Annotated in this window: 17 protein-coding genes and 1 pseudogene; 8 read left to right on the top strand and 10 right to left on the bottom strand. The window is 63.9% G+C overall.

Features of this window, described 5'->3' with window-relative positions:
• Positions 1 to 14: 14 nt before the first annotated feature.
• Both DCY11_RS01790 and cckA read right to left on the bottom strand, forming a co-directional pair.
• Positions 15 to 1,280, bottom strand: a complete 1,266-nt coding sequence (locus DCY11_RS01790; RefSeq protein ID WP_159079728.1) for a sulfotransferase — start codon at positions 1,278 to 1,280, stop codon at positions 15 to 17.
• A gap of 104 nt (positions 1,281 to 1,384) precedes the next feature.
• The gene (cckA, locus tag DCY11_RS01795) at positions 1,385 to 3,943 is read right to left on the bottom strand and encodes a cell cycle histidine kinase CckA (protein WP_108680954.1); all 2,559 of its coding nucleotides are present in this window, start codon (positions 3,941 to 3,943) and stop codon (positions 1,385 to 1,387) included.
• Between the two features lie 165 nt (positions 3,944 to 4,108).
• On the opposite strand from cckA, the gene DCY11_RS16100 reads away from it, so the two are divergent.
• The 3 genes from DCY11_RS16100 (at position 4,109) to DCY11_RS01810 (ending at position 7,030) form a co-directional block, all read left to right on the top strand.
• Positions 4,109 to 4,468 (top strand): flagellar biosynthetic protein FliO, encoded by a 360-nt coding sequence (locus DCY11_RS16100; protein WP_108680956.1) that lies wholly within the window; start codon positions 4,109 to 4,111, stop codon positions 4,466 to 4,468.
• Between the two features lie 265 nt (positions 4,469 to 4,733).
• Positions 4,734 to 5,594 carry a M15 family metallopeptidase gene (locus DCY11_RS01805; RefSeq protein WP_208430494.1) on the top strand — a complete coding sequence of 287 codons (861 nt, stop codon included), beginning with the start codon at positions 4,734 to 4,736 and terminating at the stop codon, positions 5,592 to 5,594.
• Positions 5,591 to 7,030, top strand: a complete 1,440-nt coding sequence (locus DCY11_RS01810) for an MFS transporter (protein WP_108680960.1) — start codon at positions 5,591 to 5,593, stop codon at positions 7,028 to 7,030. Before DCY11_RS01805 ends, DCY11_RS01810 begins: the two co-directional genes overlap by 4 nt.
• Positions 7,031 to 7,034: 4 nt before the next feature.
• On the opposite strand, the gene dksA is transcribed toward DCY11_RS01810, so the two are convergent.
• Positions 7,035 to 7,466, bottom strand: coding sequence for an RNA polymerase-binding protein DksA (gene dksA / locus DCY11_RS01815; protein WP_069445248.1), 432 nt, complete (start codon positions 7,464 to 7,466; stop codon positions 7,035 to 7,037).
• A 332-nt stretch (positions 7,467 to 7,798) separates the two neighbouring features.
• Here dksA and DCY11_RS01820 point away from each other — a divergent pair.
• Positions 7,799 to 9,257, top strand: a pseudogene (locus DCY11_RS01820) (YcjX family protein).
• Positions 9,254 to 10,267 (top strand): YcjF family protein, encoded by a 1,014-nt coding sequence (locus DCY11_RS01825; RefSeq protein WP_108680962.1) that lies wholly within the window; start codon positions 9,254 to 9,256, stop codon positions 10,265 to 10,267. Before DCY11_RS01820 ends, DCY11_RS01825 begins: the two are co-directional and overlap by 4 nt.
• A gap of 15 nt (positions 10,268 to 10,282) precedes the next feature.
• Here DCY11_RS01825 and DCY11_RS01830 read toward each other — a convergent pair whose 3' ends face one another.
• Complete coding sequence (locus DCY11_RS01830; RefSeq protein WP_108680964.1) at positions 10,283 to 11,332, bottom strand: hypothetical protein; 1,050 nt, start codon at positions 11,330 to 11,332, stop codon at positions 10,283 to 10,285.
• Positions 11,333 to 12,077: 745 nt separating this feature from the next.
• Here DCY11_RS01830 and DCY11_RS01835 point away from each other — a divergent pair.
• On the top strand, positions 12,078 to 12,572 hold the full coding sequence (locus DCY11_RS01835) for a hypothetical protein (protein ID WP_108680966.1): 495 nt from the start codon (positions 12,078 to 12,080) through the stop codon (positions 12,570 to 12,572).
• 11 nt (positions 12,573 to 12,583) lie between these two features.
• On the opposite strand, the gene DCY11_RS01840 is transcribed toward DCY11_RS01835, so the two are convergent.
• Together DCY11_RS01840 and DCY11_RS01845 are read right to left on the bottom strand one after the other, a co-directional pair.
• Complete coding sequence (locus DCY11_RS01840; protein WP_108680968.1) at positions 12,584 to 13,009, bottom strand: hypothetical protein; 426 nt, start codon at positions 13,007 to 13,009, stop codon at positions 12,584 to 12,586.
• Positions 13,006 to 13,521, bottom strand: coding sequence for a sigma factor-like helix-turn-helix DNA-binding protein (locus DCY11_RS01845; RefSeq protein ID WP_108680970.1), 516 nt, complete (start codon positions 13,519 to 13,521; stop codon positions 13,006 to 13,008). The genes DCY11_RS01840 and DCY11_RS01845 overlap by 4 nt, the downstream gene beginning before the upstream one ends.
• A 359-nt stretch (positions 13,522 to 13,880) precedes the next feature.
• Here DCY11_RS01845 and DCY11_RS01850 point away from each other — a divergent pair, with 359 nt between their 5' ends.
• Positions 13,881 to 14,807, top strand: a complete 927-nt coding sequence (locus DCY11_RS01850) for a class I SAM-dependent methyltransferase (protein WP_108680972.1) — start codon at positions 13,881 to 13,883, stop codon at positions 14,805 to 14,807.
• Between the two features lie 30 nt (positions 14,808 to 14,837).
• Here the strand turns inward: DCY11_RS01850 and DCY11_RS01855 are convergent, their stop codons facing one another.
• The 3 genes from DCY11_RS01855 to DCY11_RS01865 form a co-directional block, all read right to left on the bottom strand.
• Complete coding sequence (locus DCY11_RS01855) at positions 14,838 to 15,866, bottom strand: NAD(P)/FAD-dependent oxidoreductase (RefSeq protein ID WP_108680974.1); 1,029 nt, start codon at positions 15,864 to 15,866, stop codon at positions 14,838 to 14,840.
• A 6-nt stretch (positions 15,867 to 15,872) separates the two neighbouring features.
• A complete protein-coding gene (locus DCY11_RS01860; protein ID WP_045366504.1) occupies positions 15,873 to 16,193 on the bottom strand; it encodes a 2Fe-2S iron-sulfur cluster-binding protein in 321 nt (106 codons plus the stop codon).
• 175 nt (positions 16,194 to 16,368) lie between these two features.
• Positions 16,369 to 16,770, bottom strand: coding sequence for an Hpt domain-containing protein (locus tag DCY11_RS01865; protein WP_108680976.1), 402 nt, complete (start codon positions 16,768 to 16,770; stop codon positions 16,369 to 16,371).
• Between the two features lie 443 nt (positions 16,771 to 17,213).
• On the opposite strand from DCY11_RS01865, the gene DCY11_RS01870 reads away from it, so the two are divergent.
• Entirely contained in the window at positions 17,214 to 21,335 is a 4,122-nt protein-coding gene (locus tag DCY11_RS01870) for a hypothetical protein (RefSeq protein WP_108680978.1), read from the top strand.
• 208 nt (positions 21,336 to 21,543) lie between these two features.
• Here DCY11_RS01870 and DCY11_RS01875 read toward each other — a convergent pair whose 3' ends face one another.
• Complete coding sequence (locus tag DCY11_RS01875) at positions 21,544 to 22,362, bottom strand: MlaD family protein (RefSeq protein WP_108680980.1); 819 nt, start codon at positions 22,360 to 22,362, stop codon at positions 21,544 to 21,546.
• Between the last annotated feature and the right edge of the window lie 12 nt (positions 22,363 to 22,374).

A 22,374-nucleotide genomic window follows, 5' to 3' on the forward strand; every position in this document is an offset into this window, starting at 1 on the left:
CCACGCGCCGCGTTCTACGAAGTTGCCGTCTCCGGAACCTTCGGCTCGCCCTCGGCGTCCGGCTCAGCGAGCGCGGCGTCAACAACCTCGCGATAGCCGTGGGCGTCGATGAAGGGCTTCAGCCGATCCGCGATGCGCTTCGTGAGGTCCTTCGGCATCTTGTAGCTTGAGACTTTATGGTCCGAGCGGTCGGCGAGAAACGTGCGCATCGGACCTTCCGCCTCATCGAAGCTCTCTAGACGGAGCTTTTCGTAGATGTCCCGCATCGAATCGATCGGGTTCTTCACGAGATCCTCGTAGCGAATTTCGTAGAGGTTCTCCTTGGGGATCAGATGCTTGTCGCGCTCATAGACGGTTGTGACACGCTCCATGAGGTCCAAGACGTAGTCGTCGAGCCATTCGTCGCACTGAGGCGGGTTGTGCAGGCCTTGCGCCGAATAGAGTGCGCGCCACAGCTTGACAGTGGACGGAAACACTTTCAGCGGACTGCGCGAGATGTGCACCCAGCGCGCGTCCGGGAAAAGCTTCGTCAGCAGCTTGATCCGCGCGGTGTTCGGAGGCGTCTTCATCACGAGCGTCTTGCCATGCTTCACCATCAGACGCCGGTAGAACCACATATACGCGTCCGCCCAGCGCTGGACCTCCGCCTCGGGCACGCCGTCGAAGTCGATGAAGTCGGTGTCCTGGGGGCCGAGCCGCGGCCATGCCATCGTGATCAAGGGCGAGCCCTGCCCCAGCATCAGCATGGCGAACTCTTCCTCCTGGGGCCGGTCGAAGCCTACCGGCACGTCGTCCTGCGGCCGGCGCTTGGGCAGGAGGCCCTTGGCCAGGTGATCGAGCGTGCCTTCCGTCAGCAGGAAGTGGTGCGGAACGAAGCACTCATAGGTCGTCGGAAAGGCCAGGTTCGGATCTTCCGAGAAGAGGTCGTGCATCAGCGTGGTGCCGCTGCGCCAATGGCCGACGACGAAGATCGGCGGCGTGTCGAGCTTGAGGCTCTCGGCCTTCTTCTTGTAGATCGCCTCGGAGATCCAGGTGAGCGGTGTGTTCCACGGCACGAACAGGAAGAGCGCCAGCGTGTCGGGAATGCAATTCAGCGTGAAGGAGAAGCGGCCGCGCCAGAACAGCCGCATCAGCGTCATGAAGCGCATGCCGAACCACATATAAAGCAACCGGCCGCCATAGCGCTCGACGGTCAGCCCCATCTTTTTCTTCTTATGCCGTTTGCGGCGCTTGTTGTCGTCGCCGTCCTCGTCGGACGGCATGACCTCGTAGTCTGGCACGCTTGTCGTCTCCTAAAGGGATGGTTAGGGGGCGTCCTAGACGCGATTTCCGCCCAAGGGAACCCCCCTTGGGGCCGCAGAGCCCGGAGGACGGAGCCGCCGGACTAGTCCTCAAGCGCGGATTTCACGGTCGCCGCCAGCGTTTTGAGATCGAAGGGCTTCTGCAGGAACCCGAACTCTTCATTTTCGTCGAGATTGCGCTTGAACGCATCCTCCGCATACCCCGACATGAAGATGATCTTGATGTCCGGGTCTCTCTGGCGGATCTCCTTCAGGAGCGTCGGGCCGTCCATTTCCGGCATCACCACGTCGCTCACCACGAGGTCTACCTTGCCTTCGTGCTCCTCGAAGACTTCCAGCGCCTCGGCACCGGTCGAAGCCTCCAGCACTTCGTAGCCGCGGGTGCCGAGGGCCCGGGCCGCGAAGCTGCGCACCGCATCCTCGTCCTCGACGAGCAGCAGCGTACCGCGGCCGGTTAGATCCTTGGGCTTCTCGGGCTTGCGCTCCAGCTTGACCGGCTCCTGGTCGACCTCGGCGGCGCCTTCCACGTGGCGCGGCAGGTAGACGCGCATGGCCGTGCCCTTCCCGACCTCGCTGTCGACATACACGTAGCCGCCGGTCTGCTTGATGATGCCGTAGACGGTAGAAAGTCCGAGCCCGGTGCCGCGGCCGATCTCTTTGGTCGAGAAGAACGGCTCGAAGATCTTCTGCTTGACCTCCTCGCTCATGCCGGTGCCGGTGTCCCGGACCTCGATCATCACGTACTCGCCGGGCGGCATATGGCTGCCGCCGGACTCGCGGGACTGGGCTTCGTCCACATTCGCAGTCCGGATCGCCAGCTTGCCGCCGTCGGGCATGGCATCGCGCGCGTTCACCGCAAGATTGATGATGACTTGCTCGAACTGATGCAGATCCGCCTTGACCGGCCAGAGGTCGCCAGCCGTATCCAGGCTGAGTTCGACGTTCTCGCCCAAGAGACGGTCGAGCAGAATGGAAAGGTCCGACAGCACATCGCCCAGCTGCAGCACTTGCGGACGCAGCGTCTGCTGCCGCGAGAAGGCGAGCAATTGACGAACGAGACCGGCGGCCCGGTTCGCGTTCTGCTTGATGTTCATGATGTCCTGAAAGGCCGGGTCGGTCGGCCGGTGGTTCAGGAGCAGGAAGTCGGAAAAGCCGATGATCGCCGTCAGCATGTTGTTGAAGTCATGCGCGATACCGCCGGCGAGCTGCCCCACCGCCTGCATCTTCTGGCTCTGCGCGAATTGCGCTTCGAGCGCGCGCTGCTCGGTCGTGTCCAGCGCGTAAGCGATCACTGCTTCGCTCTTGTCGTCCTTGTCGGAGATGGCACTGAGGTAGATGCGGCCGCTGCGAGGCTCGGGGCCGGCAAACGTCACGTCGATCGCATCGATCAGGCCCTGGCCCGCAATGGCGGCCTCCAGTGCCGTGTGCAACGCCTGCCGGTTCGCGCCGTCGACAAGATCCTCGAGCTTCGTCTTGCCGGGATCGGCGTCCGCGTCAGTGCCGAACAGCCGCGAGAAAGCCGCGTTGGTTCCGCTGACGGCGCCCTCCGCATCCACCGTGGCAATGGCGAAGGGCGAGGACTGGAACATGCGGGTGAAGCGCAGCTCGGCGGAGCCGGCTTCCTGGGCCTCCCCGGGTCCCCTGCTCAGAATGAGGATATGGGCGAACTGATTGCCCCGCGGCAGACGGTGCAGCACCCGAACCGGCATCGTGGTGCCGTCGGTGCGGAGAAGGTCAATGTCGAAGCGCCGGACGCCGCTCTGTGCGGTGCCTTGCGCATCGCCACGGCCCGCGCCGGCCAGGAGCGCGGCGTTGTCCTGAGACATGATGTCGGAGAGCTTCGGCGGCGCGGCGGCTATGTCGGTCAGGTCGAGCTTGAGCCACTGCGCGAGCGTGGCGTTGAGATACTCGATGCGGCCGTCCGAATCCGCCGTGAAGAACCCGGCCGGGGCGTTGTCGAGATAGTCGATGGCTGCCTGAACCTTTGCAAAGCTCGACTCCTCGCGCACCCGATCCTGCGTCACCTCGTCGACCTGCCAGACCGTGAGTTGACCCTTCCGGCCCGAGCCTGCCTCCGGCGGCATGGGCTGCACCGAAATCCGGAACCAGCGGGGCTCGACGGCGGATTCGTCCTCGACCTCGCCGGGCGGGGGCAAACGGAACTCTTCTTTGCGCGCCCGTCCCTGCTGCGCCGCGCGGGCGAGCCGGAAGATCGGCTCGGCGAGATACGGATTGCCGCCAAAGGCGCGATCGGGTGCGGGAACCGGCGCCTCGGCGTCGAGGCCGAGAAGCTCCCGATAGGCCTGGTTCGCGTAGAACACACGGCCCGAGGCATCGCCGATGAGCGCGCCGTGAGGCAGGTTGTCGACGAAGTCCTTGGTAAGGTCGTTGCGCTCGTGACGCTGGCCGAAATGCAGGATCCCGACAGCGCCGGCAAATAGGCAGAACACGCCCACGACGGCGAGCGCCGCAAGGATCGCGAGCACGAAGGGCTCGGCAACTTCGCGGCTGAGCATGGCCAGACCGACCGCGGCGACGGCGAGCGCCAGCGCCAACAGAACCACGAGCGTAATACTGCCGTCGCGGCTGGTCCGGTCCGTCATGGGTTCAGCGTAGCGCATGGGCGCATCGATATCCGACATGGCATGAGAAAGTATCCGATTCGACTTGGCTTGACCGGAGATTGTCACGAAGGCCCAGTGCCAATCCGCGCTCCAGGAATGAACTAGGTTTCAACATGCGGCAATCGGGCTAAGGTGCGGTAAAGTTTGGCTTTCGTATGAAGCCAGCGCCAGGGAGCGACGGCCATGGATTTCGACCTCAACACCGCCATCCTGGGCATTGCGGCACTCCTCTTCATCGTCGCCTTGCTCGTGCTGACGGTTTGGGCATTCAAAGCCTTGTTTGGCCAGGGAGAGGCCGGGACCACCAAGAAGGGCCGCGAACGGCGGCTGTCGGTGGTGGAGACGGCCCAGGTCGACCCGAACCGCAAGCTGTGTCTCGTGCGGCGGGACGATGTGGAGCACCTCCTCATCATCGGCGGACCAGTCGATCTCGTCGTCGAAACGGGAATCAAAGGCCGTCCCGCACCACTCCAGCCGCCGCACGGCGACGTGGTGATCGCAAAAACCGCCCCGAGGCCCGCACCCAAAATGGGCCAACCCTAGGGTCCGAAAGGACATTTCGTATTGACTGTTGCTTTTGTGCAACGGCGGGTTTTCCTTGAGGTCCCCCCGCACTTGCGTTAGCGTTAATTCACGGTCTTACGGCGGCCCACCCGGGCAAGCGGATGAAGCAAACGCCGGTAACTTTGTTCGCCAACCGTGAGAACGCCGGCAGTTCCCTGCTAATGGTCCGACACCGACTGGTTATGCCAGTCATGTCAGTCCCCCAAACACTCTCCACTCCCCGCCTCACGCGGGGAGTTTTTTTGTGCGTGTTGACGCAGTCATACCCGGCTGGAATTCTCGGGCCATGACCGTGCGCGACAGTTTGGCTTGGGCCGCCCTGATGGCGGCGGTCGTCCTCCTCGGGGCCTCGATGAGCACTGCCGGCACGCCGACCAAAAACGCGCCGAAGAGCACGATGCCCGACAGTTTCGTGTATCTGCGCGACGTGGACCCCACCATCCAACAAGACATGCGCTACGCGGGCAGCGACAACTTCACCGGACGCCGCGTGCCCGGCTACGACGCGCCGGAATGCATTCTGGTGCGCGAGGCAGCCGAAGCGCTGAAGGCGGCACAGGCCGATCTGAAGCCGCTCGGATACTCGATCAAGGTCTTCGATTGCTATCGTCCAGCGCAGGCTGTGGCCGCGTTCGTGGCGTGGTCGTCGAAACCGGACGATCCGGAGGCAAAACGGATGCATTACCCGAACCTGTCGAAGAAAGACCTGTTCCCGAACTACATCGCCACGCGATCCGGGCACTCGCGCGGCGCGACCCTCGACGTCACCATCGTGCCGACCGGCAGCAAGCCCTCGCCCGCGGAAGCCGATCCCGACAAGCCCGAGCCCTGCACCGAAGGCGATCCGGCCGACAACGGGCTCGACATGGGGACCGGGTTCGACTGTTTCGACACCAAGGCCAATACGGTCACAAAGGGCCTCACGCCGGACGAGGAGAAGCACCGCAAACTCCTTCTCGACGTCATGGGCCGTCACGGTTTTCAGAACTACCCGAAGGAGATCTGGCACTTCACGTTCCAGCCGGAGCCCTTCCCCGATACCTATTTCGACTTCCCGGTCCTGCCGCGTCCCGGAAGCGGGCCGGACACGCTGGACGGCACGTGAGCAATTCGCCCCAGACCGGGATCGTCGAGACGTCCGTCCCGGGGCGCCTCGACCGCCTGCGCTGGGGCCGCTTCCATACGCTGATCGTTGTCGCTCTCGGCATCACCTGGGTCCTCGACGGCCTCGAAGTGACTGTCGCCGGCGCCGTCGCCGGCGCCCTGAAAGAAAGCCCGGTTCTTCAACTCAGCAATGCGGAGGTCGGCCTCGCCTCGAGCTTCTATCTCGCGGGGGCCGTGCTCGGCGCGGTGCTGTTCGGCTGGCTCACAGACCGGCTGGGCCGCAAGCGGCTCTTCGTGATCACCCTCGGCGTCTATCTCGTCGCCACAGCCGCCACCGCGTTCTCCTGGAACTTCGCCAGCTTCGCTCTGTTTCGCTTCCTCACGGGCGCGGGGATCGGCGGCGAGTACACAGCAATTGCGTCGGCCATCCAGGAGTTCATCCCGGCGCGCTATCGCGGCCATACGGACCTTGCCATCAACGGCAGCTTCTGGATTGGGGCGGGCGCCGGTGCCGCCGGGTCGATCGTGCTGCTCGACCCCGCGTTTCTACCGCCCGACATTGGCTGGCGCGCCGCCTTCTTCATTGGATCAGTTTTGGGTCTCGGGATCCTGATCATCCGCCGATGGGTTCCGGAGTCGCCGCGCTGGCTGATGACCCATGGCCGCGCTGACGAAGCGCACGACATCCTCGACCAGATCGAGGACCATCACCGCAATCGCGGCCATCATGTACCGGATCATGACGAGCCGGCCATTCGCATACAGACCCGGAGCCACACGCCCTTGCGCGAAGTTTGGCATGCGCTGTTCGATCTCCATCGGCAGCGCACGCTTGTGGGCCTCACCCTCATGGCTTCCCAGGCGTTCTTCTACAATGCGATCTTCTTCACCTATGCACTGGTCCTGACCGACTTCTATGGGATCGATGCCAGCCAGGTGGGCTGGTACCTCCTCCCCTTCGCGGCGGGAAATTTTCTCGGACCTTTGCTCCTCGGGCGCCTCTTCGACACGGTCGGGCGCCGCACCATGATCGCCCTTACCTATGCGATTTCCGGACTGCTGCTCGCGCTGACGGGCGCGCTCTTCGCCGCGGGCGTGCTCTCGGCCGCATGGCAAACGTTTGCCTGGACGGTGATCTTCTTCTTTGGCTCCGCGGCCGCGAGCTCGGCCTATCTCACGGTCAGCGAGACGTTCCCGCTGGAAGTCCGCGCGCTGGCGATCGCGTTCTTCTATGCGGTGGGCACGGGCGTCGGCGGCATCGGCGCACCGTTCCTGTTCGGCGCGCTGATCGACACCGGGTCGCGCTTCAGCCTGTTCGGCGGCTACCTATTTGGGGCCGGACTGATGCTCGCGGCAGCGGTCATCGTCGCGCGGTACGGGGTCGACGCCGAACGGAAGCCGCTCGAAAGCGTGGCCGCGCCCCTATCTGCAGTGTGAGAGTTTACTCGTCGCGGTAGACGCGCTCGCGGCGTTCGTGCCGCTCCTGCGCTTCGACGCTCAAGGTCGCGATCGGACGCGCATCGAGGCGCTTGAGGCTGATTGGCTCGCCCGTCTCTTCGCAGTAGCCGTAGGTGCCGTCGTCGATGCGCGCGAGCGCCTCGTCGATCTTGGCGATCAGCTTGCGCTGGCGGTCGCGTGCGCGCAATTCAAGCGCACGTTCGGACTCGGACGTCGCCCGGTCGGCGATGTCGGCGTGCTGTTCGGAGTCGTTCTGCAAGTGCTCCAGAGTTTCTTTGGTCGAGCGCAGAATCTCGTCGCGCCAGTCCAGGAGCTTCCGCCGGAAATAGGCCCGTTGCAGATCGTTCATGAACGGTTCGTCTTCCGACGGCGTGTAGTCCTCGGGGAGAGTTTTGCTCTTTTTCGCAGTCGCCATCAGAGACATTCCAAACGCGTTCCGTTCTTGTTGGCTCGGTGCCTGCACCGGCGTTCACTCGCCGTGTCGGCACCCCCCGTCGGACTGCCCCGTATTTACGGAACCGCGTTGGCAAGTCAAGACGCAGTCGCTGTTGACAGACACAGAAATTGATGAGCCATGCGCTCTTGCCTGGTCGTCACGCAGACAAAGCACCATGTACACTTCATCCGCACATTTGTTGTGCAGCGCGAACCCGCGCGATACCAAATATCCCGGTCCCTGCCACATTCTCCAGAAGCGGCCGCAGGCGTGGTCGGGCGGGGGTAGCGAGGAAAGGACAGAGCTGTAGCGTGCCACTCTCGACCTATACCGACGCCGCCGGCGATGCCGTTCGCAATATCGGCGACTACGCATCGAACCTGGTGACGCCGACCATCCGTCTCGGCGTGACGGGTTTGGCGCGATCCGGCAAGACAGTCTTCATCTCCGCGCTGGTGCACAATCTCATGTCGGGGGGGCGCCTGCCCTTTTTCGATCCCGCGGCGGAGGGGCGCCTCTTGCGCGCCTATCTCGAACCGCAACCGGACGAGATTGTTCCGCGGTTCGAATATGAGAAGCACCTGGCCGACCTGACGGCGAACCCGCCGGAATGGCCCGAGAGCACGCGACGCATCAGTCAGCTCCGGCTCACGCTCGAATACGAGTCCGCCAAGTTTTGGAAACGCCAGCTCGGCCGCGAGCGGCTGCATATCGACATTGTCGACTATCCCGGCGAATGGCTGCTCGACCTGCCGCTGCTCGATCTCAGTTACGCAGAGTGGTCGCGGGATGCGGTGAAGCGTAGCTACGATGCCGCCCGCAACCCGGCGGCGAAGGCTTGGCAGGAAGCTCTCGCGCAGACCGATCCCGCCGGTCCCGCTGATGAGGCACACGCCGCGACCTTGTCGGATTTGTTCAAGGCATATCTGCATGGGGTCCGCGCCGATCAGTATGCCTTGTCGACCATGCCGCCCGGGCGCTTCCTGATGCCGGGCGATCTCGAAGGCTCGCCAGCGCTGACCTTCGCGCCGCTCGATGCGAAGACCGAGACCGGCTTCTCACGGGATACACTATGGTCCCTGATGGAGCGGCGCTTCGAAGCCTATAAGCGCCACGTCATCCGCCCCTTTTTCCGCGATCATTTCGCACGGCTCGACCGGCAGATCGTTTTGATCGACGTGCTCTCCGCGCTCAATGGCGGACCGGCGGCGATGACGGACCTGGAACGAGCCATGCGCGAGATCTTGGAGTGCTACCGCACAGGGTCGAACAGCCTGTGGTCGAGCCTGTTCTCGCCGCGCATCGACCGCATCGTTCTGGCCGCAACCAAGGCGGATCGCCTGCATCATGAGAGTCACGACCGGCTCGAAGCGATCCTGTCGCTGCTCGCCAAGAAGGCGATCGAGAAGGCGCAGCATCACGGCTCCGACGTCAAGGTGCTGGCGATGGCGGCGATCCGCGCGACGCGCGAGGCCGAAGCCAAGAGGGACGGCGAAAACGCTGCCCTGCATTGTCGGCTATCCGCTGCCCGGGGAGAAAATTGGCCACCGCACATTCGACGGCACTGAAGCCTTCGCGATCTTTCCGGGTGACCTCCCGGCCGATCCGCAGGAAGCGATGTCGGGCTGGAAAACCAGCGACGCCGACGTGCGCTTCGTGCGCTTCCGGCCGCCGGATCCACAGCCTCTGCCGGCGGGCGGATTCGCACCCTTCCCGAATATCCGGCTGGACCGCGCCATGCAGGTGCTTCTCGGAGACCGTCTGACATGACCAAAGCAGCATCCGGCAAGACCACATCGAACGGCGCCGACACGTCACGGCGCAAACCGGCCTCGTTCCGGGTGGAGGACGTGGAGATCGTCATGGCGCCCGAGCCGGAACCGTTGCCGGGTACGCCGGAGACGGAGGCCGAGGTCGCGGGGCTGCCGAAGCTCGAGCGAGGCCTGCGCTGGGGCAGCATCTTCATCGGCGCGCTCGGCAGCCTGATCGGCCTCCTCGCGTCCCTGTGGCTGTACGACTATGTCCTCGCCCTGATCGCCCGCGACGACTGGATCGGCTGGGTCGCCGTCGTGCTGCTCGCGCTCGTATTGCTCGCGCTGCTCATGATCATCTTGCGCGAACTCGCCGGCCTCATGCGCCTCGGCCGGCTCGACAAGATCCGTCACGAAGCGGACAGCGCCGCGCGTCAAAACGATAAGCCGCTCGCGATCGACGTGACCCGGCGCCTGAAGCGCTTCTATCGCGGCCGCGACGACCTCGCCTGGGGCATGCAGCGTCTCGCCGAGCATGAGAACGACATCATGAACGCCGAGGAGCTCTTGCGTCTCAGCGAGCGCACGCTGGTCGCGCCGCTCGATCCGGTTGCACGCAGCATCGTGGCCTCGTCCGCGAAGCGCGTCTCGGTCGTGACCGCGGTCAGCCCCAATGCGCTCGTCGACATGATGTTCGTCGCCGCGCAGAACCTGCGCATGCTGCGGAAGCTCGCGACGCTCTACGGCGCGCGGCCTGGTTTCTTCTCGTTGATGAAGCTCGCGCGCATGGTGGTCACCCACATCGTGCTGACGGGAGGGATCGCCCTGGGCGACGACGTCATTCAGCAACTCGTCGGGCACGGGCTCACGGCGCGGCTATCGAGGAAGCTCGGCGAGGGTGTTTTCAACGGAGCGCTGACGACGCGGATCGGGATCGCCACGATCGATGTCTGCCGTCCCCTGCCCTATATCGAGCAGCAGCGGCCGCGTTTTCGCGAACTCGTGGCGGAAGTGGCCGGGCTCAACTAAGCCCGGGCCCGCTGCTCAGGCCTTGTTGAACAGCTCGCAGCCGTCGATATGGGTCGTCTCGACCCGGCCGTCGTCGAAGCGCAGCGTCACGGTGATCTCGTCGGCGCACGCAAGTCCCGCCGCGTTGATCTTGAAACCGCTACCAGGGTCGCTGGAGGCCTGAGACTGGGGCTGCACGGCCGGCGAACTGAAGTCGTAGGACACGCCGGCCACGCGCGCTTGCATCGCCTTCGGCGGTTCGAGCCAGACGACGAAATGGTAGAGCGGCTTCGTGCGATCCGCGCCCATGATCTTGGTCGCCTTGCCCTTCGTCCATTTGCCGATGTCGGCACTCGACACCTTGGTGATGCCCGGTGCCGGGCTTTGCGCCGGGGCAGTCCCCGACTTGTGCTGTTGGCCCGGCCCCATCGGCGTGAACACGACGGGTTCGACTTCCTTCCAGGGCAAATTCTCTTGCGCCTCGGAAAAGGCCGCGAAGGACGCTTTGCGCGCGGACCCGGCTCCGTTGCGCTTGCCTTGTTTCGCCAGCAGCTCCGGCGGAATTTCGGCGAGGCCCGCGAGGTTCGGCTCTTGCGTCTGTGCCGGCTTTTCCGCCTGTTCCGGTTCTTCGGGCTGCGGCGCCGCGCTTGCGAGTTGCTGCTCTGGCGCATCCGTCGCCGGCGGGGTCGGGATGCTGCCGGTTGCTGCGAGCGTTTGCGGCGGCGGCGCGATCAGGATCTCGTCCGCGCGCGTGCCGGCGACGACGACGACGCCACTACCCCCAAGCGCCAACTCGACCGAGGCCAGCATCCGCCCATCGTTCCTGCCGGGCAGAGCGAGGGCGGCGAGTGTCAGCACAACAGCCGTGCTCGCGGCGATGAGCCGGACGGCAGGGCGCGGTAACCGCATGGCGCGTCCACGCAGCCATCGGGCGCGAACGGCAAGCTTTGGGAAGGTTTCGGCGGAGCGGCGGGCAACGTTGCGTCCGACGTTCGATGCGAACGCAAGCAGCGGCGACAGAGCAGCAAAAAGCGCTGCGCGCGATGCCGCCATAAACGCCATTGCCTTGCCGACCAGCCTATTCATCCGCTCGAAAATCCCCCTGCAGGACCCTAGCATACGCGCCGAACAGGGTCAGAAAAACGGCAGCGGCAACGGCTCGCCCGCGTTTTTCCGGGCACAAACGGGGCCTGCGGCAACCTGCCCGCCTGTGTATTATTAACACATTGATCTGATTGATTTTAATCGGCCTCCGGTGGATTGCGGGGATAAGCCTCACGCACCTGCTGCAACGAAAAACCAATCGTATAGTCTTGATCTTGCGAGTTGGCCGGTTGTGGAAGGGGCTGACGGAGAAATCTGGAGGCGCCGGGAAACGGCGGCAGACTCGTTAGGGCAAGGCAAGCCCGAGGTCATCCATGCCGTGGGTGGCTGAAGGCGGCGGGAAAAGTAGACGCGAAATTCTACGGTCTGGCGGTTGCGCCGCAGTACCGTGTGGTGAACCCGGCAGAGTGTTTCGCGCCACTGATCCCACCGCTGTCAGGCTTCTCGCTTGGCCAGAGCGGAAGCCGCGTCGTAGCAACGCGACGGAAAATAAGGGCCGTGGTCAGGTCGCGGCGCCGGCTCTCGGGAGCCCACTCGTGGGAGACCTTGCAGCCAAAACCGTGGCCAAGGGGCCGAAAGGTCCCGCGGCGCCGACCAGACGTCCCGAACGGGCGGGTGGTTCGACATCGCAACAGGGAGGCGGGGCCGACAAAGCTCCGCCTTTCTCTGTTTCTGCAACCTGTCCCCCCTTTAGCTGGCCGCACCGCGCCGATAAGATCGCGCCGTCATGCAATCGAAGTCCTCCACACGGTCCCGCCCCTACATCGCGGCCATCACCGCGCTCGGCGTTGTCGTGGTGCTCTCAGGCTGCGGTACGATGAGTTCGTTAGGCGGCGGCAACAATGCCAAAGCGCCGGGTGACGATAGCGCTATTGGCGGGCTTTGGAGCGGCGGGCTTCCGGCGGCTGACGGAATTCCTGGCTTCACGAAGAAGGCCAAGCCCAACGATCGTCCGACCCGCGTGGGCTGGCTTTCGGCGCGTGCCTCCATTTGCGGCTTCGTATTCGACCCGGCACAGCTGCGCGCGCGCTACTTCGCGTTCGAACAATCCTACGGCGCGGACGCCCGGCGGATGCAGGAAATCCAAAAAGCGTACGACTACTCGCTCGAATCCACGACCGCGCGCGCAAAGCAGGATGCGAAGTACTGCACGCGCGAACGAGTCGACGAAATCCGTCCCGAGCTGAACCGGTATCTCGCCGGCGACTTCCGCACGTTCTAAGGAATGGCAAGCTAAGGGGCGGTGGGTTCGGGCGCGACCTCGAGCTCGACCTGAGCTGCGGTGCCTGCGCCGGAGTCCGTCACGGCGCCGGGAGCCGATCCCATGCCGGGTTTGGCCAGCGGCCAGCCATAGCCGAGCATCGCGAGCGCCAGCGCAATCACGAGACCGGCCGAGGCCGCGGTGATCTTGAATGTGCGCCAGGGCACCCAGAACCCATCTTCCACCGGCGGCGCGGCCACCTCGGAAATGTCGGCCTCTTCCCCTGCAAGGATTGCCTCGAACGCCGCCTCGAGCCGAGCGTGGGCGTGCTTAAGCGCCGTGACGCGGGCGTCCAGTACATCGTCCTGTTCCAGCACCTTGTCGATAGCGCGGGTCTGCTTCCGCGCCAGTTGACCATCCACATACGCCACCAAGAGTTCATCTGAGAGTTCGGTCATGGTGAAGCTCTGTGTCCCTCGGGATATAGTGTTTCGACAATCGCGGCGGCCTGTGCCGGCGGACGATCGCTCAGCCGGTCCGCCAATGACGTACTCATACGGATGAGACGCGCGGCGATCATCTCGGACGACACATCGAGGATCCGTCCCGCATCCTCGTGTTCAAATCCCTCGCCGTAGACGAGAAGAAGCGTCAGACGCTGCTGCGGCGGCAATGCGACTAGAAAATCGATCACGGGCTCGTCGCGAAAGCCCGGCTCCTCTTCGAGGTCAAACAAGGCGCCGAACGCCACATCGTCGATCTTTGCCTGCACCATCGGATCGGATTCGCCGCTCAGCTCGTAGCGCCATTGGCGATAGACCTCGCTGAAGGCCCACACATCCAGCGCCGTGCCACGCTGATAGCGATGCTGTTCGGCCAGCATGTACTGCAGCGCTCGCTGTAACAGGCCGCGGCCCGCGCCGCGCCCGCCAGCGAGCACATCGGCAAAGCGCTGCAGCCTCGGGAGCATCGCCACAAGGCCCGGTCTTACGGAATCGTACAAATCTCGTGCGTGCACGCCTTAATCCCCGCAGCTTGGGTCGATGCCGGCGAAACGCCGGAGTCTTCCCAGCGAATCAAGAGGATACCATATTTCTCTGGCAACTTGGACGGGCACCGTTAACCTAACCCCCTTAGGAATGCTTGCGTCGCATGCCACTCTGCCTAATCGTTGCGCAGAAGGGGGAATTGTCGATGACGGCCATAACCCGCGGCTCACAACCGGCGGAGAATACTGTTGCTGCGTCTTCTAAGGACCGCGGCGCGGCGGCGGCTGTCGATCCTTCGGCTGCCCGCCCTTCAGCCGTCAGTGCACGGACCACTGCGGATGTGACTGCCTCGAGCAAGGTTGCGATCCGCGGGCGGCTCGCGGAGCGCATGGCGCAGATCGCGAACAAGGCGGCAACGCAGCCACAAGCACAGCCCCCGACACAGTCGCCTCCCCCGCAACAAGCCGCAGCACCCGTAGCGGCTGCGCCCGCGGCTGCCACTCCCGCACCGCAGCCTGCGCCCCAACAAGCCACCAAGACAAAGCCTGAGAAGAAGCCTGCGAAGAAGGCGCTGCCCACCGGCTCTTGGATGGACAGGCTGAAGGCCGAGCATCAGTCGCTCGTGCGCAAGCTCCACGAACGTGTGCTCGATGCATCGCGGGAGCAATTGTTCTTCGTGCCGACAAAGGATCCCCAAGCGCTGTCGACGCTGACGATCGACAGTCCCAACCGGGCCTTCGGGCACGACTACCGACCCGTCCCCTGCCAAGTCTTCGACTGGGCGCTGGCGCAAGTGACCGAGGACCTGTCCGAGTTCACCTTTGTGGATTATGGCGCCGGCAAGGGCCGCGCTATGCTTCTGGCGGCCGAGCATCCGTTTGCCGCTGTCGCCGGCGTCGAATTCGCAGCCGAACTGCACGACAACGCGGAGATGAACATCGCCCAGTATCCGCGTTCCAGCATGCGGTGCCGGAATGTCGAATGCGTTCTTGCGGACGCGGTAGAGGTGGGGCCGCCCGACGGCGCCTCCGTGCACTTCTTCTTCAATCCGTTCGCGCGCGAAGTGTTTGCCGAGGTGCTGAACAATATCGTGATGGCGTATCGGATGACGCCGCGGCGGCTCTATCTCATCCTGGTCGACCCGATCGCGGCCGACCTGGTGGAAGCCAGCGGCGTCTTCGCACGCGTCGAGCCCTCGCAGATCGATGAGTTCAAGCTGAAGCTGCTCAGCCCCCACACCGTGGCGGTCTACCGCTCCTTGGCGTAGCGGCTTCCCTCTCCGAACGACAAAGCGACGTTACTTGACGCCGAGCTTCTTCTGCAGGTTCGACGACGATGTCGTGTACTGGAAGATGAGCTTCTTGTCGGGATAGATGATCCGATGCGCGGCCTGCGCCATGAGAGCGCCCTCGTGGAAGCCCGACAGGATGAGCTTCAGCTTGCCCGGATAGGTGTTGATGTCACCAATGGCGAAGATGCCCTTCTCGCTCGTCTCGAACTTCTCCGTATCGACGGAAATGAGGTTCTCTTCGAGATTGAGCCCCCAGTTCGCGACCGGTCCGAGCTTCATGGTGAGGCCGAAGAACGGCAGCATGACTTCGGTCGGATGTTCGAAGGTCGCACCATCCGACCCCTTGACGGTCACGCCGGTCAGCTGACCGTTGTCGCCGTGGAGTTCGGTGACCTGTCCGAGCTTGAACGAGATGTCGCCGCCGTCCACCAGTTCCATCATCTTCTGAACGGAAGCGGGTGCGGCCCGGAACTCCGAGCGCCTGTGCAGCAGCGTGAGCGACTTGGCGACAGGCTGAAGGTTCAAGGTCCAGTCGAGCGCGGAATCGCCGCCGCCGACGATCAGAACGTCCTTGTCCTTGAACGCGTCCATCTTACGGACGGAGTAGTAGACCGACGTGCCCTCGTAATTCTCGATGCCGGGGAGCGGCGGACGCTTAGGCGTGAAAGACCCGCCGCCGGCGGCGATCACAACGACCTTGCACTCGAATGTCGTGCCTGCGTCGGTCGCGAGCCGGAAGCCGTCCTCGGTCTTCTCGATCGAATCCACTTGCTCGCTGAAGTGAAACTCAGGGCCGAAGGGCTGGATCTGCTCCATGAGCTGATCGGTGAGCTGCTGCCCCGTCACGACCGGAATGGCCGGAATATCGTAAATCGGCTTTTCGGGATAAAGCTCCGCACACTGACCGCCCGGGCGATCGAGAATATCGATGACGTGACACTTCACGTCGAGCAAGCCGAGCTCGAAAACGGCGAAGAGTCCAACCGGCCCCGCGCCGATAATGACCGCATCGGTCTTAATGACGTCCACTGACATAGTGCCTCAGAATTGTTTTTCTGGAATCCGGACCGTGAGCCCGTCGAGCTCTTCGGTCAGTCTGATCTGACAAGAAAGGCGGCTCGAAGGACGAACATCGAACGCAAAGTCTAGCATGTCCTCTTCCATCGCCTCAGGCTCGCCCGTGGCCTCGCGCCAAGCCTCTTCGACATACACGTGGCATGTCGCGCAGGAACAGGCGCCGCCGCACTCGGCCGCAATCCCGCGCACCGAATTCTTCACGGCGGCTTCCATCAAGGTCATGCCCGGTTCGGCTTCGACCGTGTTTTCTATTCCATCCGGTTGAATGAAGGTGACTTTGAGCATGATGTAGGGAGGCTTGAAAACGGCTTTGCATTTCGGACTTCGGGCCTTCGGTGTCGATGATCACTGTGCCCGGCAGATTGCCCGATCCGGGATGTCCCTCCCGTAATCGGCCCGTGCTCTATAGGGCAATTGACCTGATGGCGCCAGAGCCATGCGACAAGAAGGCGTGGCACCTCTAAGGGCCGCGATCGTCACTCAGGTTCGCCACGAAGGCCGATGCTTCCTGGAGAGAGGCTTCCAGTTCCCCAATCTGCGCCGCGCGCACCTCGGGTGGAATATCCTCACGCAGCGCCTCGATATACTCGGCCGCCCGCGCCATGCGCCAAGCCCCGACCGCGCGGGCCGAGCCCTTGAGCGAATGGGCGGCATGGCACCAATCCTTGTGCGATGTGGCCGCGCGGAGTTGCTCCAGATACGACACCGACTGTGTGCAAAACAGCTCAAGGACCTCGCGCTCCAGCGCCTCATCCCCAAGCGTGTAGCGCGCCAAATGGGCCATATCGACCGGCGCCTCCGACTCTTCACCGTCGACTGCCGATCCTACCGTACCGACCTGCTGCGCATGCTCACCAGCCATAGCGGTGCTCCGTTGCGATGTTCCGCCTAAAATCCCGTTCTGCAACCGGACCTTGCCCCTGATTCCACGGCAAAACCAACAAGCGAGATGCAAATTTGTTGCATCAGGGCAACTGCTGTGTCCCTTGCGCAACTAAGAATTGATCCGCCCAAGGATCGGCAGGCACTTAACTATAGGCGATTCGCAGCACTGGCCTACGGAATTTTCTTTCTTTATAATGGGTTATTGGCCGTTAACCCAAGTAACCGATTCAGCTTTGTTTATCGCTAAGAATTCGTTAACGATGTTGGCATGAGGGGGAAAAAGCGTTGGGGACCTTCTGGTTAGATAAGGCCAGATGAGAGGCGGTCCTCCCCGGACGCGATGCGCTGCCACTGGCGGTCTTTGTGTCGGACGGCAAAACTTCTCCTACTCTGAGTATCAAGTGGTGCGAGGAACGCGTAATGGCGCAGGAACAAGCGAAGTCGGCTCCGGAAAAGGAAGCATCCGACGAGAAGGATCAGACCAAGGGGCCGCTTGAGGCAATGATGGGGGGCTCGTCCGACGACGATGTCGAGGACACGCCGACCCTGCCCCGACGCTCTTCTTTGGCGGACCGGCTCAAGGCCGAACAGCGTAGACGCGACGAGCCGCGCGGCGAAGCGGCTCAAAAGCGCGAAGAGCCGAAGGTCGAGTTCAAGGACCAGCCCAAGCCCCAGGCGACATCGCGGCCTCTCAAGACACCACAGGAGGACGCTGGCGCCGGAGACGCACCCGAGAGCGCAAGCACGGCCCCCTCGCCCAAGCATCTGGCCCGGACACGCCGGCCGGCCGGCCCGCCGCCGCAGCGCCGTCTGTCGGCCCCCGCCAATGACGACATCCCGTCCATCGGCGGTTTGATCTTCGCACTGCAGCAGCGTCCTGCCCGCACACCGTTTCTGATTGCGCTCGGCGCCTCGGTCGCTTGGTTCATCCTGGGCGGCTTCTTCGCCTTCGGCGTGATCTCCGATGCCAGCAGCACGGCCAGCGCGGTTCTTTCTTCGACGGCTGCCATCCTCGTCCCGATCATCATTTTCTGGTTCCTGGCCCTCCTCGTTTGGCGTGCCCAGGAACTGCGTCTCATGGCGTCCGCCATGACCGAGGTCGCCGTACGTCTGGCGGAGCCCGACAAGCTTGCGGAACAGTCCGTGGCCTCGGTCGGCCAGACCATCCGCCGCCAGGTCGCGGCGATGAACGACGCCATCTCGCGCGCCATCGGCCGCGCCTCCGAGCTCGAAGCCATGGTTCACAACGAGGTCGCCGCTCTTGAGCGCTCCTATGGCGAGAACGAGCTTCGGGTCCGGAATCTCATCAACGAACTGGCGACGGAGCGCGATGCGCTCACCAACAACAGCCAGCGCGTGAGCGAGGCCTTGAAGGGCGTGGGCGCGCAGATTTCCCGCGACATCGCCAATGCCAGCGGGTCGATCGACCAGCGCCTCTCCGAGCGCGGCACCCAGCTGACCGAACTCCTGGTCGCACGTTCCAACGAAGCCGCCGAGCAGGTCCATCAGGCACAGACCAAGATCTCCGAGCAGGTGCCCGGCCTTATTGAGCGCATGACGAAGGAACAGGGCCGCCTCACCAAGATTATCGACGCCGCCACCAAGAACCTGACGTCGCTGGAAACCACCGTGACGGAAAAGACGACCCTTCTGGACAACACCATGAAGGACCGTACGGAAGCCCTTCAGACTTCGCTCTCGGAGCGCATCAAGGGGCTCGAGTCCACCGTCGCGGAAGGCGCCATCGTTCTCGACAAGACGATGAGCGAACGCACCGAAGCGTTGACCGCCGTCGTAGCCCAGAGCGCCGTCACGCTCGACAAGACGTTCGGCGACCACACCGAGACGTTCACCAATCTTGCTGCCGAAAGCGCCGTTGCGCTGGGACAGACATTTACCGACAAGACGAACGAACTGACGAACCTCTTGGCCCAAGGCGCCGTTGCGCTTGAGACGACCCTTGGTGAGAAGACCGAGGCTCTGTCCACGACCCTGACGGACAAGACGCAAGCCTTCACGAACGTGGCTGCCGAGAGCGCCGTGACGCTCGACAAGATGCTCACGGACCGGACGGATACGCTGAATTCCGTCGTCGCCGAGAGCGCTGTCACGCTCGACAAGATGCTCACGGATCGGACGGATACGCTGAACTCCGTCATCGCCGAGAGCGCCGTTACGCTCGACCAGTCGCTGAGCGAGCGCACCGCGGCCTTCACCAACGTGGTGGCCGAAAGCGCCGTCACCCTGGAGAAGACGCTTCAGGACAAGACCGACGGACTGACCAACATGGTCGCCGAGAGCGCGGTCACCTTCGAGAAGACGCTTGCCGATCGCACCGAGGCCCTGAACGCCACGGTCGCCGCCGGCACCGCGAAGCTCGGCGAGACGATCGCCCACCAGACAGAGGCCCTCACCGGCGTCGTCGCCCAAGGCGCGGTCAGCTTCGACCAGACGCTCCAGGAACGGACCGCCGGTCTTGCCGCTGCCGTCGAGGAGCAGACGTCGAAGGTCGACAAGACCCTCGCGGACCGCACGGCGCAGTTCACCTCCGCCGTCAATCAGGGCGCCATCGCGCTCGACAAGACGCTGGCGGAGCGCTCGGACACCTTCACCAAGCTGATCACCGGCCAGGCGGATGCCTTCACGCAGACGCTGCTCGACCGGGCGAAGGGCCTGGAAGCCTCGATCACCGAGCAGGCGCAGTCGTTCGACAAGGTCATGAACGAGCGCGCTCAGTACGTGATCAACGCCCTTGCGGAGCGTTTGAAGGTCATCGAGACCACGTTCGGCCAGAACACGGCCGAGACCGACAAGATGCTCGGCGAGCACACGCGCATGGTGGGTCAGGTCTTCTCGTCCCAGACCATGCAGCTCAACGAGGTCCTGGCGAACAACTCGCAGATGATGCAGCAGACCGCCGAACAGGTCGGGGCGCAGTCCACCGAGGCTGTCAATATCCTGACCAATCAGACCGGCACGCTGCGTGAGGTCTCCCGCGGGCTGCTGGATCAGATCCATGGGCTGACTCAGCGTTTCGAGAGCCAGGGCCAGGCGATCCTCACGGCCGCCAAGGCGCTCGACTCGTCCAACGCCAAGATCGACTCGATCCTCGAGGGACGCCATCAGGCCATCATCTCGCTGCTCCATACGGTGAACACCAAGGCGACGGAACTCGACGGCATGATGCGGAACTACTCCGGCCTCATGGAAAGCGCCCTCACCCAGGCGGAGGAACGGGCCAAGCAGATCACGACCTCCCTCGGCCACGAGACGGCCGGTCAGGTTCAGCAGACACTCGGCCAGATCGAGAAGCTGCGCGAAGAGGCTCAGGCACATACCGCCCGCGCCGTCACCGACCTCAAGGGCAACTTCGAGACGGTCATCACGCAGGTCGGCCGCCAGCTCGAACAGATCCGTGGTCAGTTCGACAACACCTCGCGCGGCATGCGCGAACAGGCGCAGAAGACGGCGGTCGATCTCGACTCGCTCCGCCAGAACATGCAGGCGCGCTTGGACAGCATGCCCGAGCAGGCCGCGCAGGCGACCACGGCGATCCGCAAGGCACTCAACGATCAGCTGCGTGAAATCGAGTCGATGACGCCGAACCTGACGCAAGCCGCATCGCAGGCCGCCGCCCAGGCTGCCACGGCGGCGGCAACGCAGGCGGCGAAAGAAGCTGCACGCCAAGCTGCAACGGAGGCCGCGACTCTCGCCGCTTCCGAGGCGGCAAGCCAGGCTGCAAAGGAAGCCGCATCCCGCGCGGCTTCCGAGGCGGCAAATCAGGCTGCTCAGTACGCCGCGACGCAGGCGGTTTCTCAGGCCAGCGCCCAGCCGGCTCCGTTTACAGCCGGTTCGTTTGCTGCGGCACCGACACCGACGCCTCCTGCGGCCGATCCGCTGGGTGCCGCGCCGCTTACGCTGAATCCCGACCCTTACGGTCAGCCTGCTCCGCAGCAGCCGGCCCCGCAGCAGCCCGCACCGGCTTCCTACGCGCCTCCCGCCGAGGAACCCCGGCCTGCGACTGACGACTACGGCCTGCCGCCAATGCCGCGCTTCGACGCTCACGGGCGCCAGGTGGCGGGCGGTCATGAAGCGACCGATCTGGACCAGGCCGCAGGCGGCTTGCCGCCGCAAATGTCAGGTGGTCAAAGCCGGCAGAGCTGGGCCCCGGCGGAACCCGAGCAGCGTGGCGGCTATGCCTCGACGGGCGCCGGCCAGCTCCGCATCGACGAGCTCGCACGCTCGATCGATATCAGGACTGCTACGGAGGTCTGGTATCGCATGCGTGCCGGCGAACGGGGCGTGCTCGGACGGCACATCTACACCTACGAAGGCCAGGCTACGTTCGACGAGATCTCGAACCGCTACGATCGCGATCCCGAGTTCCGCAATACGGTCGACCGGTATGTCTCTGACTTCGAGCGGCTGCTGGCAGAAGCCGAGCAGTCCGATCCGGCCGGCAACATGCTGCAGAACTACCTGACGTCCGAGACCGGACGGGTCTATCTCCTGCTTGCCCATGCGAGCGGCCGGCTGCGCTAGTCCCGCGCCACGACAAGATTAGCGGAGGCGAACCACACCGGTCCGGCTCCCCCAAAGGAAAACCCCCTCCTCCATCTCCGGAGTGAGGGGGTTTTCTTTTGCCTTGCCTGCGTTGCACCTCTGGGCGCGGCCGCCGCAAACCTCGCGTGATCGGTGCGAGGCGGGGGGAACGCCCACGGGCCCGGCTACGTACTAGCCGGGTAACACGCTACCGGCGCTGAACGTTACCTTGCCGCGAGCCCCCGAACAGGAAGCTCGCCGGGTTGGCTTCGAACTTCTTGAGGACACGGTCCATGGTGGCCGCCGTCTGCCGGGCCTGCTGCATCGCAGCGCTGAAGTCCTGCATGCCCTTCTTTGCCTCGAGGGTCAGCTCGTCGAGGTTCTTGTCGAGCTTGGCGCTGATCTGCTTGAAGTCCTCCGCGCCGGATCGCAAATCGACGATCGCCTGCTCTATCTCCTGGTTCTTGCCTTCCAGCATGGAGGTGAACTCATCGACGTTCTTCATCGTATTGTTGATCTCTTGCTCGTTCGCGGCGATCAACGCGTCCAAGCGCTTGATAAAGGCATTCGCCGTATTGAGGGCAGCCGGCGCCGCGTCGAAGATACCAGCACCGGCCATCGGTGCCGCCTCGATCGTCGGGATGGGATGTTCATCGGTGGCCACGAGCAGCGGCGAATCCGGGGAGCCCGGCGAAATCTCGACGCCGCTACCGCCGGCCAATCCCATGGACTTGATGGTCGCGAGCGAGTCCTCGCGGATCGGCGTGTTGTCGCTCACGCTGATCACCACACGGACTTTTCGTGCATCCTGCGGATCGAGCGCGAAGGACTGCACCTCACCGACCTTGATGCCGTTGAACCCGACGCGGGATCCCGTTGTCAGCCCAGCCACCGAGCTATCGAAGACGATCTGATAGCGGTTGCCGCCGCCGGCGATGTTCGCAACCCAGAACACAAAGATGAAGATGAGCGCGAGCGCGCCCAGGATGAAGCCGCCGATCATCAGGTAGTTGGCTCGAGTTTCCATCGGATCCTCTCA

The organism is Methyloceanibacter sp. wino2, from assembly GCF_003071365.1.
Classification (GTDB): Bacteria; Pseudomonadota; Alphaproteobacteria; order Rhizobiales; family Methyloligellaceae; genus Methyloceanibacter.

Coding starts and splice junctions, on each gene's coding strand:
- cckA (WP_108680954.1), bottom strand. CDS start 3,943: ATGTCGGATATCGATGCGCCCATGCGCTACGCTGAACCCATGACGGAC.
- DCY11_RS16100 (WP_108680956.1), top strand. CDS start 4,109: ATGGATTTCGACCTCAACACCGCCATCCTGGGCATTGCGGCACTCCTC.
- dksA (WP_069445248.1), bottom strand. CDS start 7,466: ATGGCGACTGCGAAAAAGAGCAAAACTCTCCCCGAGGACTACACGCCG.
- DCY11_RS01825 (WP_108680962.1), top strand. CDS start 9,254: ATGACCAAAGCAGCATCCGGCAAGACCACATCGAACGGCGCCGACACG.
- DCY11_RS01830 (WP_108680964.1), bottom strand. CDS start 11,332: ATGAATAGGCTGGTCGGCAAGGCAATGGCGTTTATGGCGGCATCGCGC.
- DCY11_RS01835 (WP_108680966.1), top strand. CDS start 12,078: ATGCAATCGAAGTCCTCCACACGGTCCCGCCCCTACATCGCGGCCATC.
- DCY11_RS01840 (WP_108680968.1), bottom strand. CDS start 13,009: ATGACCGAACTCTCAGATGAACTCTTGGTGGCGTATGTGGATGGTCAA.
- DCY11_RS01845 (WP_108680970.1), bottom strand. CDS start 13,521: ATGCTCCCGAGGCTGCAGCGCTTTGCCGATGTGCTCGCTGGCGGGCGC.
- DCY11_RS01855 (WP_108680974.1), bottom strand. CDS start 15,866: ATGTCAGTGGACGTCATTAAGACCGATGCGGTCATTATCGGCGCGGGG.
- DCY11_RS01860 (WP_045366504.1), bottom strand. CDS start 16,193: ATGCTCAAAGTCACCTTCATTCAACCGGATGGAATAGAAAACACGGTC.
- DCY11_RS01865 (WP_108680976.1), bottom strand. CDS start 16,770: ATGGCTGGTGAGCATGCGCAGCAGGTCGGTACGGTAGGATCGGCAGTC.
- DCY11_RS01870 (WP_108680978.1), top strand. CDS start 17,214: ATGGCGCAGGAACAAGCGAAGTCGGCTCCGGAAAAGGAAGCATCCGAC.
- DCY11_RS01875 (WP_108680980.1), bottom strand. CDS start 22,362: ATGGAAACTCGAGCCAACTACCTGATGATCGGCGGCTTCATCCTGGGC.